Source organism: Rodentibacter mrazii (genome assembly GCF_001998825.1).
Taxonomy (GTDB): Bacteria; Pseudomonadota; Gammaproteobacteria; order Enterobacterales; family Pasteurellaceae; genus Rodentibacter; species Rodentibacter mrazii.
Window position 1 is genome coordinate 1 of record NZ_MLHG01000020.1, and the last position, 13,553, is coordinate 13,553.

Here is a 13,553-nt window from a genome sequence, read left to right on the forward strand (position 1 = left end):
TAGGGCACCGCCAGGTTTTATTTCTTAAATTTATTCTAAGAGTAAGTTTAAGAAATAAGATTTTTTGGCAGTCATAATGCAATAGAACCACCTGAATCCATCCCGAACTCAGAAGTGAAATATTGTAATGCCGATGGTAGTGTGGGGTTTCCCCATGTGAGAGTAGGACACTGCCAATTACCACATTAGCGGAGTGGTAGTTCAGCTGGTTAGAATACCTGCCTGTCACGCAGGGGGTCGCGGGTTCGAGTCCCGTCCATTCCGCCAATCTTTTCATACCAATAGGGGCGTAGTTCAATTGGTAGAGCACCGGTCTCCAAAACCGGGTGTTGGGAGTTCGAGCCTCTCCGCCCCTGCCATCAAATACATTTCATTTTTTCATAAATAAACTTTATACTAGCCTGACTTTTTACTTTAGAGGTTTATTTATGCCACATTCAATTCAAGACTTTATCCTATTAATTGCTCAACTTCGTCATCCAGAGAAAGGTTGTCCTTGGGATCTAAAACAAAATTATGAATCAATGATTCCTTGCCTTATTGAAGAAACTTACGAAGTGATTGATGCCATTCAGAAAAAAGATGTTGCTAATTTGCGTGAAGAATTAGGTGATTTGCTTCTCCAAGTTGTTTTTTTTAGTCAGTTAGCCTCGGAAGATAACTATTTTAATTTTGATGATGTATTAAACGGTGTGGCTGAAAAAATTATTCGTCGCCACCCACATGTATTTGCAGATGCGAAAGCAGAAAATGAAGAAGAAGCCCTTGCCCGCTGGAATAGTATTAAAGCCTTAGAAAAATCTAAAGTGCAGAATCAATCCATTCTAGATAATATTCCCTCTGCTTTTCCTGCATTAATGAGAGCACAAAAGTTACAAAAACACTGTGCTAAAATCGGTTTTGATTGGTGTGAAATTGAACCGGTTTTTGCAAAAGTAGAAGAAGAATTACAAGAAGTGAAAGATGAATTTAATAATACTCCACAAAATATTGAAAGAATTGAAGAAGAACTCGGGGACTTGTTTTTCGCTACGGTTAATTTATCCCGACATCTAAAATGTAATGCTGAAGAAAGTTTACGCAAAGCAAATACTAAGTTTGAGCAACGCTTCCGTAAGGTTGAGCAAAAAGCAAAGGAAATTGGGAAAGAACTGACCGCACTTTCTTTAATTGAAATGGATATCCTATGGGATGAAGTAAAAAGAGAAGAAAAAATAGCGAGCTAGTTCTCGCTATTGTTTAATAATCACTTTGTGTATCATTAGTGTGACCAATAATTGCAATGCTTGCACTTGCACCAATTCGAGTTGCGCCTGCTTTAATCATTGCTAATGCGGTTTCAGTATCACGTACTCCACCCGAAGCTTTTACACCAATATTGCCAACGGTTTTTTTCATTAACGCCACATCTTCAACAGTAGCCCCACCTTTGTTAAATCCCGTAGATGTTTTGACGAATGCTACACCGATTTCTTTACAGATCTCACAGGCTTTTACAATTTCATCTTTAGTTAGTAAACAGGTTTCTAAAATGACTTTTAGCGGTACACCGTTGCAGGCGTTTAACACGGCTTGAATATCATCTTTTACCGCTTGCCATTTGTTAGATTTTATCCAACCTACATTGATGACCATATCAATTTCATTGGCACCGGCTTTGATGGCTTCTTGCGTTTCAAAGGCTTTCACTGATGTTAAATTAGCGCCAAGAGGAAAACCGACAACGGTACAAATCTTCACGTCAGATCCGGCTAATTTTTCTTTTGCTAAAGGGATATAACCTGAATTGATACAAACAGAGTAAAAACCATATTTTATGGCTTCATCACAGAGGGTTAAAATATCCTGTTCATTTTTCTCAGCGGTGAGTGCGGTATGATCGATATATTTTGCAAGGGTTTTGCTATCCATTTTTGTTCTCCTTTATAATAAAAGTTTGCTTGGTTATGATAGCAAAATATTATGAAATTTGACCGCACTTTTATGATAAATTAGCCGCATTTTTCTCGTTAGGGTATTTTATGAATTTAAAAAAATTACTCAAAAATAGCGTTTCCCTTGTGCTTACGTTCATTATCGTGAGTAGTATTTTGGATTTTATCCGTAAGCCTGAAATTCCACCGGAAATCAATACAACGGCATTATATGATTTGCAAGGTAATGGTTTTTTTCTACCACAAATCGCCCAAGATAAATCTGTATTGGTTTATTTTTGGGGAACGTGGTGCGGTTATTGTCGATATACCTCACCGGCGATTAATGATTTGGCAAAAGAAGGTTATCCGGTGGTTTCTATTGCCCTACGTTCAGGAAATGAAAAGGAAGTCGAAGATTATTTAGCCAAACATCATTACAGGTTTACGACGGTTAATGATCCTCAAGGGGAATTCGCACAAAAGTGGCAGATCAATGTCACGCCAACAATCATTATTTTAAATAAAGGAAAAATGGACCTTGCTACGACGGGTTGGACAAGTTATTGGGGGTTAAAAGTGCGGTTGTTTTTCACCGAGTTTTTAAGTTAAGAGACGAGTGGCTTTTACCTTATCTTGAAAATCAATTACAATGGCAACAATTTTATATAACAAGAAGGGGCAAGATTATGATTATTGTAACCGGTGGCGCCGGTATGATTGGCAGCAACATTGTCAAAGCATTAAATGAAATAGGGCGTAAAGATATTTTAGTCGTCGATAACTTAAAAGATGGGACTAAATTTATTAATCTAGTAGATTTGGATATCGCCGATTACTGCGACAAAGAAGATTTTATCGCTTCCATTATTGCCGGTGATGATTTTGGTGATATTGATGCCGTATTCCATGAGGGCGCGTGTTCTGCTACTACGGAATGGGATGGCAAGTATTTAATGCAAAACAATTATGAATATTCCAAAGAATTGTTGCATTACTGCTTAGATCGTCAAATCCCATTTTTCTATGCTTCAAGTGCCGCCACTTACGGTGGACGTACCGACAATTTTATCGAAAAACGTGAATTTGAAAGCCCGCTCAATGCCTATGGTTACTCAAAATTCTTATTTGATGAATATGTGAGAAAAGTGTTACCGGTGGCAGAATCGCCGGTTTGCGGTTTCAAATATTTCAATGTTTACGGGCCGAGAGAGCAGCATAAAGGCTCGATGGCAAGTGTGGCGTTCCACTTAAATAATCAAATGTTGAAAGGGGAAAATCCAAAATTATTTGCTGGTTCGGAAACTTTCTTACGTGATTTCGTTTATGTGGAAGATGTGGCAAAAGTCAATATTTGGGCGTGGCAAAATCAGATTTCCGGCATTTACAATCTTGGCACGGGTAACGCGGAATCCTTCCAAGCCGTTGCGGAGGCGGTGATTAAATTCCACGGTAAAGGACAAATTGAAACGATCCCATTTCCAGAACATCTCAAGTCCCGCTACCAAACCTTTACCCAAGCGGATTTAACGGCATTACGTGCCGCCGGTTACAAAGGCGAATTTAAATCTGTCGCCGAAGGGACGGCAGCCTATATGGCATGGCTCAATAAAAAGTAATCGAATTAGATTGAATTTATCGGGATGGTTAAAAAGTGCGGTCAAAAATTCATTTGTTTTTCACCGCACTTTTCTACAAGGTGAAATATGAATATTCTCGTTATCGGCCCATCTTGGGTTGGCGATATGATGATGTCGCATAGTTTGTATCAACAACTCAAAATCCAATATCCTCATTGCAACATTGATGTCATGGCACCGAATTGGTGTAAACCTTTACTCGCCCGCATGCCGGAAGTACGCAATGCCATTGAAATGCCTTTGGGACACGGCACTTTTGCTCTTGGTGAACGTTATCGTCTGGGAAAAGCATTGCGTGGACAATATGACATGGCAATTGTTTTACCGAACTCGTTAAAATCTGCCTTTATCCCCTTTTTTGCACAAATTCCTTTACGACGGGGATGGAAAGGAGAAAGTCGCTATTTTTTATTGAATGATTTACGCAACAATAAAAAAGATTATCCGATGATGGTGCAACGTTATGTTGCTCTCGCATTTGAAAAAAATAATGTTCCCGAGGCGGCAAATATTCCTGTATTAACCCCTTATTTAACCGTAAATGAAAAGCAACAGGCAGAAACCTTAAAAACTTTTGAAAAACAGACCGCACTTTTGGAAGGTCGTCCGATTATTGGCTTTTGCCCTGGGGCGGAATTTGGTCCTGCAAAACGTTGGCCTCATTATCATTACGCTGAATTGGCGGGAATGGTCATTGCGCAAGGCTATGCGGTGGAAATTTTCGGTTCGTCGAAAGACATGGAAGCGGGAGAAAGCATTCGTAATGCCCTACCACAAACGCAACAGGTTTTTTGTTTAAATCTTGCCGGACAAACTAATCTCAATCAAGCAGTGGATTTAATTGCAAATTGTGCAGCTGTGGTGAGCAATGACAGTGGGTTAATGCATATTGCGGCAGCAACCAATCGCCCATTAGTTGCCCTTTACGGCCCAACCAGCCCGACTTACACACCTCCGCTTTCTGATAAAGCCGTGATTATTCGCTTAATTGAAGGGGATTTAATTAAAGTGCGTAAAAGCAAAGACAGCAAAGAGGGGTATCATCAAAGTTTGATTGATATTACTCCTCAAATGGTGATGGAAAAATTGAACGAATTATTCAATCATGAAAATTTGCTTAGTTAAAACTTCCTCTATGGGGGATGTCATCCATACTTTACCCGCTTTAACGGATGCCCTGAATGTCATACCGAACTTGCAGGTGGATTGGGTCGTGGAGGAAAATTTTTCAGAAATCCCCAAATGGCATTCGGCGGTAAAGAGAGTGATCCCCATTGCCCTTCGACGTTGGCGAAAATCCCCTTTTTCTGTAAAAACCAGAAATGAGTGGAAAACCTACCGCACTTTACTCCAAAAAGAACGCTATGATGCGGTAATTGATGCCCAAGGATTATTTAAAAGTGCCTTTTTCGCTACCCGTCTCGTCAATGGTACAAAGCACGGCTATGATCGTAATAGTATCCGAGAACCAATTGCCTCAATTTTCTATGATGAAAAATATTCCATTTCTTATCAGCAACACGCTGTTGAGCGGATTCGGCAGTTGTTTGCCCAAAGCCTTAATTATAAATTACCCACTTCGCAAGGTGATTATGGCATTGCACAATATTTTACCTCCACCGCCATTGAGCCTTATGTGATTTTTTTTCATTCCACCACCCGTGATGAGAAACATTGGCTTGAGCAGGAATGGAAAAATTTAATCGAAAACATGACCGCACTTCCCGTGCAAATCCGTTTGCCTTGGGGCAATGAAAAGGAAAAAGCCCGAGCGGAGCGTCTAGCCCAAGGTAAAGCCAATGTGGTGGTACTACCCCGTTTATCATTAACGGAGCTCGCACAGCAAATTGTGGCATCGCAGGCCGTGGTTTCGGTCGATACGGGATTAGCGCATTTAACCGCCGCATTAGATAAACCGAACATTACCCTTTATGGCGCGACGGATCCCAAATTAATCGGTTGTTATGGTAAAAATCAACAATATTTGTCGGCTTCAAATATGTCTGAAATTTCTGCTGTTCAAGTTTCTTCAAGGCTTGAATCATTATTAAACAGTGACTAATGAAAAAGTAAAGTTTATTTTTTTGATTAATTTTTATCAAAAACGGTTTCTTTTTTGCAATATTGGTGTAATCTTGCAGTGAACGTTCTATCTGGAGTGAATAAACTCCAAAACGGTTCAATTTTTATTTTATTTTTACTTTGAAAGAGAAGGAAAGCGCTATGAAAAAGACACTTCTTGCTTTAATGGTTGCTGCATTCGCAGCAAGCTCGGCTCAAGCCTATCAATTCAATATTGAAGAAACCGGCACTGAAATTGATTTCAGCGGTTCCCTTCGTTTGAAATGGGAAAACATTAATCGTAAAACAGAAGGGGCGACCACCACGAAGAATATTTCTCATGGTGATATTGATAATAACGGCTCCCGTTTTGGTTTCAAAATTAAACAAAACCTCGGTAATGATTTCTATACGGTTGGTCGTGTAGAATGGCGTTTCCGCGATAATACGGGACATCGTGGTTCCGATGCAGAGCCTAACTTAGCAAGTAATCGCCACAATAATTTTGGTCATATTTATACGCGTCAACTTTATGCCGGTTTTGGTCACAAAACCTATGGTGAATTGGTTTACGGTAATATGACGACGTTCACTGATGAAATTAAACAAACCGATTTACCGAACACTTATAGTTTGAGTGATGGCTTATTAAATAATAACGCTCGTCGTGTGGTTCAATATACTAACCGTGGCGGCGTTCTTCCTAACTTAAAATTCGGTGCTTATTATGGTGCAACAAGTCCACGTGGTACACAGGGGCTAGATATCGATCCGCATCGTAATCACGTTTGGGGTGGTGGTGCTGTTTATAAACATAGTATTGATGATTTACGTGATTGGACAACGGCAGCAGGTTTTTCTCGTGAAACATTTGCAAACGGTCGTCAAGTTACAGCATATTCATTTGGTAATGCATACCGCTTTGATCACACCATATTAGGTTTAGATTTAGAACATCGTAATACTGCAAATCTTGCAACGAATTTTGGTAATGGTGTTAAACGTGCTCAATATGAAGCACGTGCAGTGGTATTCCAAGAATTAAATGAAGATTGGAATGCTTATGCGATGTATGCTTATCGTCACAACAAGTTAAAAAATACAACAGTGTCAGCAACAACAGAAAAACGTAGTGAAGTGATGCTGGGTACTGAATACTATGTTTACAAAAACGATAGCCTAAAATTAAAACCGTTTGTTGAAGGTAAAGTGGTTCGTGTAAGAAATCTTGCAAACGAACAGGATGTAAAACAACGTGATTATGCTGCTGTCGTTGGTTTACGCGCGTACTGGTAATTGAATTTATCTATATCTCAAAGCGAGTCAGAAACGGCTCGCTTTTTCTTTGGGATTGTAATTGTCTAAAATGCCCCCCATAATACAGCACAAGCTAAAAGTGCGGTAAAAATTATCGGTATTATGTAGCAAATGCACAAAAATAGAAATTTCAACGATATGTAGGGACACACTGCGTGTGACTGCACTTTTTAGCTCACTTTAATAAGGAACAAATAATGAATTACACACAAGATAATGACAAACTTTACCGCTATCTTTTCCAAAATCGTGCTGTTCGCGGGGAATGGGTACGTCTAAACCAAAGTTTTGCCGATACCTTAAATACCCATCATTATCCACAACCCGTGCAGAATTTATTGGGTGAAATGATGGTGGTGACCACATTACTCACAGAGACATTAAAATTTGAAGGCAATATAACCGTACAAATTCAAGGTGATGGTCCCCTTCGCTTGGCATTAGTGAATGGCAACGATCAGCAACAAATTCGCGCTTTGGCACGAGTAGAGGGAGAGATTTCGCCTGATATGACCTTGCATGAAATGATCGGTAAAGGGGTATTGGTGATCACCATTGCACCGAAAGAGGGCGAGCGTTATCAAGGAGTCATCGGGCTGGATAAACCCACCATTACCGAATGTTTGGAAGACTATTTTGCTCGCTCCGAACAGTTGCAAACCCAATTAATTATTCGTACTGGTGAATATGAAGGCAAACCGGTCGCTGCCGGTATGTTATTACAAATTATGCCTGATGGTGAAGGTTCGCCTGAGGATTTTGAACATCTTGCCACTTTAGCGGCAACGGCAAAAGACGAAGAATTATTCGGGCTACCGGCAGAAGAAATGCTTTATCGGCTCTATCATGAAGAAACGGTGGAAGTGTATGAACCGCAAAATATTCAATTTTTCTGTGGCTGCTCGGCTGAACGTTCAGGCTCAGCGCTCCTCTTGATTTCTGATGAGGAGATTGATGAAATCTTGGAAGAACACAAAGGCAGTATTGATATGCAATGCGAATGTTGTGGCACCCATTATTTCTTTAATAAAGAAGCCATTAGTAAATTAAAAGCCACTGCACAAGCGGAATAATGAAAAAATCCCCGTTAGCTACGGGGATTTTTACATCTAAAGTGCGGTTAAATTCTTCCTTGTTTTATTCAGGCGTAATCCATTCCACCGTCCAGCTGCCGGTTCCTTCCGGTATAAGCGTTCTCACTAAATAAGGCAAAATGGCTTTCATTTGGCTTTCTAATGTCCAAGGCGGATTAATTACAATCATACCGCTTGCAGTCATTCCTCGTTGATCGCTATCAGGGCGTACCGCCAATTCAATTTTTAGAATTTTGCGAATACCGCTGGCTTCTAAACCTTTAAAAATACGTTTAGTTTGTTGGCGTAGCACCACTGGATACCAGATTGCGTAAGTACCGGTGGCAAAGCGCTTGTAACCTTCTTCCACCGCTTTTACTACCAAATCGTAATCTTCCTTTAGTTCGTAGGGCGGATCGATTAACACTAGACCTCGTCGTTCTTTAGGTGGCAATGTTGATTTCACTTGTTGGAATCCGTTATCGCATTTTACTGAGATATTTTTAAACTCTTTAAAATTATTGCGTAATAGGGGGAAATCGCTGGGGTGTAATTCTGTGAGTAATGCACGATCTTGAGGTCGCAATAATTGTGCTGCAATCATTGGAGAGCCGGCATAATAGCGAAGCGTTTTGCCGCTGTTATTAAGATCTTTAATTAAATTAACATAGCGGTTTAATTCTTCGGATAAATCAGTTTGTTCCCACAAACGCCCAATTCCTTCTTTATATTCACCGGTTTTTTCGGCTTCATTTGAGGATAAGCGATAACGCCCTACACCGGAGTGGGTATCTAAATAATAGAATCCTTTTTCTTTGAGTTTTAGATTTTCTAGAATTAACATTAATACAATGTGTTTTAACACATCGGCATGATTTCCTGCATGGAAGGAGTGTCGATAACTGAGCATGGTTGTCCTTTTGAGTTAAAAAAGTGCGGTTAAAATTAACCGCACTTTTGTGATAAATAATTAGAATAATTCTTCCGGTTGTGCTGCAGGCACCGCATCTTGCGTTTTCCCTGAGCCACCATTTAAGCGTTGCTGTAATTCAGGCGGTACATAATAGCCACGTTCCATCATTTCGGCAATATAGGTGCGTTTTGGTTCTGTACCCACGATAAAGTATTCCTTACGTCCACCATATTCTGAAAGTAAACCCGAACTACTATCAATGGTTTTTTCCATGATATTAGGTGGTAAATCAAGGTTTCGTTCCGGAATATCGGCAAGTGCGACTTTCATGTAAGCAATCCATACGGGCATGGCTGTTTTTCCGCCTGATTCTCCACGACCCAATACGCGTTTATTATCATCAAAACCTACATAGGTCGTGGTAACTAAGTTGGCGCCAAATCCTGCATACCAAGCTACTTTTGAGTTGTTCGTTGTACCGGTTTTGCCACCAATATCTTTGCGTTGCTTGATTTCTTTTGATATTCGCCAACTTGTCCCTTTCCAACTTAACCCTTGTTCGCCGTAAATTGCTGTATTTAATGCACTGCGGATTAAGAAAGCAAGTTCACCACTGATAACACGGGGAGCATATTCTACTTTTGATGTACCATCTTTGCCATTTGCCATTAAATCAATGGCATCATCATTTAATGCTCCGCCTTGCGCTTGCAATTCAGGTAAATCCGGTACGTTTTCTGGTTGAACATCGCCTTCTTCCGTATCGGTATTGGTATTTCCTTTGGCGGCTTTTAAGTCATCCGGTTTTGCCACTTCGGCGATATTTTGGAAACCATCAATTTTATCTTTGGTTTCGCCGTAAATCACCGGAATATTGCCACAGGTGATACAAGCAATTTTCGGGTTAGCGATAAATAAATCCTTACCGGTATTATCCTGAATTTTTTCAATAATATAAGGATCAATTAAAAAACCGCCGTTATCAAAGACGGCGTAAGCTCGAGCCATTTCCAGCGGGGTGAAAGAGGCGGCGCCTAATGCCAAAGCTTCGCTGGCAAAATATTGTTCCCGTTTAAACCCGAAACGTTGTAAGAAATCAGCGGTGAAGCCAATACCTGCCGTTTGTAAGGCACGAATCGCAATCATATTTTTTGATTGACCTAACCCCACACGCAAACGCATTGGACCATCATAGCGATCCGGTGAGTTTTTAGGGTTCCATACGGCTTGTCCCGGTTTGGATATTGAAATCGGACTATCTTGTAATACGCTGGAGAGGGTTAAACCTTTTTCTAAAGCAGCGGCATAAATAAACGGTTTGATAGAAGAGCCCACTTGAACTAAAGATTGTGTCGCACGGTTAAATTTGCTTTGCTCAAAGCTAAAACCACCGACTAACGCCTCAACTGCGCCATTATCGGAATTTAAGGAAACTAAGGCAGAGTTGGCAGCCGGAATTTGCCCTAAAATCCATTCGCCGTTATCACGTTGGCGAACCCAAATTTGATCACCGACTTTTACCGGTGCTTTTCCCGCCCAACGCATCGCATTAGATGAAAGGGTCATCGTTTGGTTATTTGCCAGTAACAATTCAGCCCCATTTTTGCTTAATGAAATGACCGCAGCCGGTACAAAAGGTTCGGAATTCGGTAATTTTCTTAAGAAAGCAACAATGCGTTCATTATCCCATGCGGTTTCACCTTTTTTCCATAGCGGAGCACCGCCACGCCAACCATGGCGCATATCATAGTTGATCAAATTATTACGCACGGCTTTTTGTGCTTCCGCTTGATCTTTAGAAAGCACGGTGGTGAAAACTTTATAGCCTCGAGTATAGGCATTTTCTTCTCCGAAACGTTTTACCATTTCTTGGCGTACCATTTCGGTCACATAATCCGCCCGAAAATCAAACTTAGCCCCATGATAACTTGCATTAATCGGCTCTTTGAGGGCTGCATCGTATTCTTCTTTAGTAATATATTTTTCATCTAACATACGGGCTAAAACGATATTACGACGCTCTTCCGCCCGTTTTGGCGAATATAATGGATTCATGGTGGAAGGAGCTTTGGGTAAACCGGCTATCACTGCCATTTCAGACAAAGTGAGCTCGTTTAAGGATTTACCGAAATAAGTCTGAGCTGCTGCTGCAACCCCATAAGAGCGGTATCCTAAGAAAATTTTGTTTAAATAAAGCTCAAGAATTTCCTGTTTACTTAATGCATTCTCGATTTCAATGGCAAGTACGGCCTCTCTCGCTTTACGTATCAAGGTTTTTTCTGGGGTTAAGAAAAAATTACGTGCTAACTGCTGTGTAATGGTACTTGCTCCCTGTGAAGCCCCTCCATTGCTTATTGCAACTAATAGTGCTCGTGTAATTCCCACTGGATCTAAACCGTGGTGATCATAAAAACGGCTGTCTTCCGTGGCTAAAAATGCCTCTATTAAACGTTGTGGTACATTTTCTAGTTTCACTGGAACACGGCGCTGTTCGCCAACCTCACCGATTAACTTCCCATCTGCCGTGTAAATTTGCATCGGTTGTTGTAATTCAACGGTTTTTAAACTTTCCACTGAAGGTAATTCAGATTTAAGGTGGAGGTATAATCCCCCTCCTATCACTAACCCTAAAATACATAAGGTTAAGATACTACTAAATATTAATTTTGCGATCCGCATCGTAAAATTCTCTCTTGATTGATGATCATAAACAAAATCACACTATGATTTGGCTGATAAGTATAAAAGATTCACCGCCTAAATAATAGGAAAAGCGCATGTTGATGTCTTATAAAAAACGGAAAATCATACAAGTTGGCGTGTATCAACAACAAAATGATGTACAATTTGTTTGGTTAGATAACTTAAAACAAGTTCAATTTCTTTCATTTTTGATTAGTGAAACAAATATCAAAACGCAGCTAATGGCGCGAGTAATACAGACTTTTCCACAAAGCCGCTTGCAGTTGTGTCTTATTGGTTGTGTTTCTCCTCATCTTACTTGGTCAAAAACCTTAATCCTTCCTCACATATTAAATGCACAAGAATGTGAGCAACAATGCAGTTTTGTTTTACAAAAAGAATTACCCATTCCTCTTGATGAGCTTTGGTTTGATTATGCCTGCACCGATTTAAAACAAGGTTTTCGTCTTGATATTCACGCTATTCGTCAGCAAACAGCATGTGAAATCCAGAGGATCTGTGATGAATTATTACTTAATGTTTTGGATGTTGCTCATCATGCAATTATGCGTACATTCCATTTTCTTTTAGGAGAAGAAATACAGGAAAACGCATTGTATTTATACCAAGACGAGTCCCATTGTGTTGCTATTATGAATATGTCTCACAGCCAACAACTTTTACAAACATCGGAAAATTTAACCGCACTTTATGCTCAATTTTGTCAGCGTTTTGATGTTGAGATTGAGTGTATTTATGTGTATCAAACAGCTGATACAGAACAAACGGATTTGCCGGAAAATTGGCGGCGGGTTACGACGAATCTGCCTTTTATTGCCTTAGGCAACGCACTGTGGCAAAGGAATTTGCTTCAAAATAATGCTGATTTTTCGACGGTGATTTTAAATGATAAACTCAATGAACGGCATTAATTTACTTCCTTGGCGGTTAGAAAAATATCGGCAATTACTGTTTTTGTTTTTGCTCAAAATGTTTGCCGTGTTGGCTGTCGCTTTTTTGCTATATGCTGTGCTGAGTTGGTTTCAATACCAACAAAAAGAGGCATTAAATCTGCAATTAAAACGGTTTGAACAACAAAAAAGTCGTCTAACGCAAACCGTTCAAAATATTGCCAAAATGAAACAAACCATACAAAATTTAACCGAGTTGCAAGCTATTGAATCCGATACAGTTAAACAGGTTTTGTCTTTGTTGCCTCGATTCCCTTTTCAACAAGGTGAACTGGAAATATTTAACCTTAATGAAGAAAGGATTCAGGTTAATGGATTTTGTCTGTCACAACAGGAATTTGAATCGTTACACGAATTTCTGAGTTCTCATTTCAATACAGTTAAACTGACACAATTTAAAACAGAACAAGGGCGTTTGTTTTTTCAGTTTGATCTCTCTCTAGAGATGACGGGAGGTAGCAAATGAAACCTCTGATTAAGAAGCCGCTACCCTTTGTTGAAAAGTGGTTGGTATTACCAAAAATATATCATTGGGGCTTTTTTGTCTGTTGTTTAAGTGCGGTCAATTTTTCTGTTCTTTTGGAGGGATGGAAAAATGAACAGCAACGGCAAACGTTAGAACAGGAAATTGCACAACAATCAACAGAATTAGTTCATCAAGAAAAATTACTTTCAACTTTAAAAAAACATTCTGATCAGCGTGAATTATCGCCTCAGCTAACAAAGCAAATTGTAACGTTAGATGAACAAATTCACAGATTGTTGGGTGATGAAATTGAATTGATTGTCTATCAATGGGATTTTTCCTCCCAACCTATTTTACAGATTCAATTAGAGGGGCAATTTCAATATTCATATCATTTTCTTACCGCACTGTTAGCACAACAAAGCCCGCTTTCTTTCGTGCAGCTTACGATGGAAAAAAAAGAAAATGGAAAGCTGCAAAGTCATCTTATTTTACAACTTAAAAGGGAGGAATAAGG

The 13,553-nt window shown here is 39.8% G+C and carries 13 protein-coding genes, 2 tRNA genes and 1 rRNA gene; 13 read left to right on the top strand and 3 right to left on the bottom strand.

All coding sequences use genetic code 11. From position 1 onward, the window contains the following. The first annotated feature begins 63 nt into the window (after positions 1-63). The 4 genes from rrf to mazG all read left to right on the top strand — a co-directional run bounded on the left by rrf (position 64) and on the right by mazG (position 1,226). Positions 64-179: ribosomal RNA gene (rrf, locus tag BKK47_RS03655) — 5S ribosomal RNA — on the top strand. An 11-nt stretch (positions 180-190) separates the two neighbouring features. After that, positions 191-267, top strand: a tRNA-Asp gene (locus BKK47_RS03660). Between the two features lie 16 nt (positions 268-283). Next, positions 284-359: transfer RNA gene (locus BKK47_RS03665), tRNA-Trp, on the top strand. Between the two features lie 69 nt (positions 360-428). Continuing rightward, entirely contained in the window at positions 429-1,226 is a 798-nt protein-coding gene (mazG, locus tag BKK47_RS03670) for a nucleoside triphosphate pyrophosphohydrolase (protein ID WP_077493556.1), read from the top strand. A gap of 13 nt (positions 1,227-1,239) precedes the next feature. On the opposite strand, the gene deoC is transcribed toward mazG, so the two are convergent. Further along, positions 1,240-1,911 (bottom strand): deoxyribose-phosphate aldolase, encoded by a 672-nt coding sequence (gene deoC / locus BKK47_RS03675; protein WP_077493557.1) that lies wholly within the window; start codon positions 1,909-1,911, stop codon positions 1,240-1,242. A gap of 110 nt (positions 1,912-2,021) precedes the next feature. On the opposite strand from deoC, the gene BKK47_RS03680 reads away from it, so the two are divergent. The 6 genes from BKK47_RS03680 (at position 2,022) to hslO (ending at position 8,004) form a co-directional block, all read left to right on the top strand. Beyond that, positions 2,022-2,525 carry a protein disulfide oxidoreductase gene (locus BKK47_RS03680; RefSeq protein WP_077493558.1) on the top strand — a complete coding sequence of 168 codons (504 nt, stop codon included), beginning with the start codon at positions 2,022-2,024 and terminating at the stop codon, positions 2,523-2,525. Positions 2,526-2,602: 77 nt separating this feature from the next. Further along, complete coding sequence (gene rfaD, locus BKK47_RS03685) at positions 2,603-3,532, top strand: ADP-glyceromanno-heptose 6-epimerase (RefSeq protein ID WP_077493559.1); 930 nt, start codon at positions 2,603-2,605, stop codon at positions 3,530-3,532. Positions 3,533-3,619: 87 nt separating this feature from the next. Then, complete coding sequence (gene waaF / locus BKK47_RS03690; protein WP_077493560.1) at positions 3,620-4,678, top strand: lipopolysaccharide heptosyltransferase II; 1,059 nt, start codon at positions 3,620-3,622, stop codon at positions 4,676-4,678. Beyond that, the gene (gene rfaC, locus BKK47_RS03695) at positions 4,659-5,615 is read left to right on the top strand and encodes a lipopolysaccharide heptosyltransferase RfaC (protein WP_077493561.1); all 957 of its coding nucleotides are present in this window, start codon (positions 4,659-4,661) and stop codon (positions 5,613-5,615) included. The genes waaF and rfaC overlap by 20 nt, the downstream gene beginning before the upstream one ends. 161 nt (positions 5,616-5,776) lie before the next feature. Next, the gene (locus BKK47_RS03700) at positions 5,777-6,910 is read left to right on the top strand and encodes a porin (protein ID WP_077493562.1); all 1,134 of its coding nucleotides are present in this window, start codon (positions 5,777-5,779) and stop codon (positions 6,908-6,910) included. A gap of 218 nt (positions 6,911-7,128) precedes the next feature. Beyond that, a complete protein-coding gene (hslO, locus tag BKK47_RS03705; RefSeq protein ID WP_077493563.1) occupies positions 7,129-8,004 on the top strand; it encodes an Hsp33 family molecular chaperone HslO in 876 nt (291 codons plus the stop codon). A 64-nt stretch (positions 8,005-8,068) separates the two neighbouring features. On the opposite strand, the gene BKK47_RS03710 is transcribed toward hslO, so the two are convergent. After that, positions 8,069-8,914: a 23S rRNA (adenine(2030)-N(6))-methyltransferase RlmJ gene (locus tag BKK47_RS03710; protein ID WP_077493564.1), complete on the bottom strand. Its 846-nt coding sequence runs from the start codon at positions 8,912-8,914 to the stop codon at positions 8,069-8,071. 60 nt (positions 8,915-8,974) lie between these two features. Next, the gene (locus BKK47_RS03715) at positions 8,975-11,596 is read right to left on the bottom strand and encodes a penicillin-binding protein 1A (protein WP_077493565.1); all 2,622 of its coding nucleotides are present in this window, start codon (positions 11,594-11,596) and stop codon (positions 8,975-8,977) included. Between the two features lie 98 nt (positions 11,597-11,694). On the opposite strand from BKK47_RS03715, the gene BKK47_RS03720 reads away from it, so the two are divergent. From BKK47_RS03720 to BKK47_RS03730, 3 genes are read left to right on the top strand one after another with little or no spacing between them, the layout of a single operon-like run. Further along, complete coding sequence (locus tag BKK47_RS03720; RefSeq protein ID WP_077493566.1) at positions 11,695-12,531, top strand: pilus assembly protein PilM; 837 nt, start codon at positions 11,695-11,697, stop codon at positions 12,529-12,531. Then, positions 12,506-13,036, top strand: a complete 531-nt coding sequence (locus tag BKK47_RS03725) for a PilN domain-containing protein (RefSeq protein ID WP_143529579.1) — start codon at positions 12,506-12,508, stop codon at positions 13,034-13,036. The genes BKK47_RS03720 and BKK47_RS03725 overlap by 26 nt, the downstream gene beginning before the upstream one ends. Next, entirely contained in the window at positions 13,033-13,551 is a 519-nt protein-coding gene (locus BKK47_RS03730) for a hypothetical protein (protein ID WP_077493568.1), read from the top strand. The genes BKK47_RS03725 and BKK47_RS03730 overlap by 4 nt, the downstream gene beginning before the upstream one ends. Positions 13,552-13,553 lie beyond the last annotated feature (2 nt).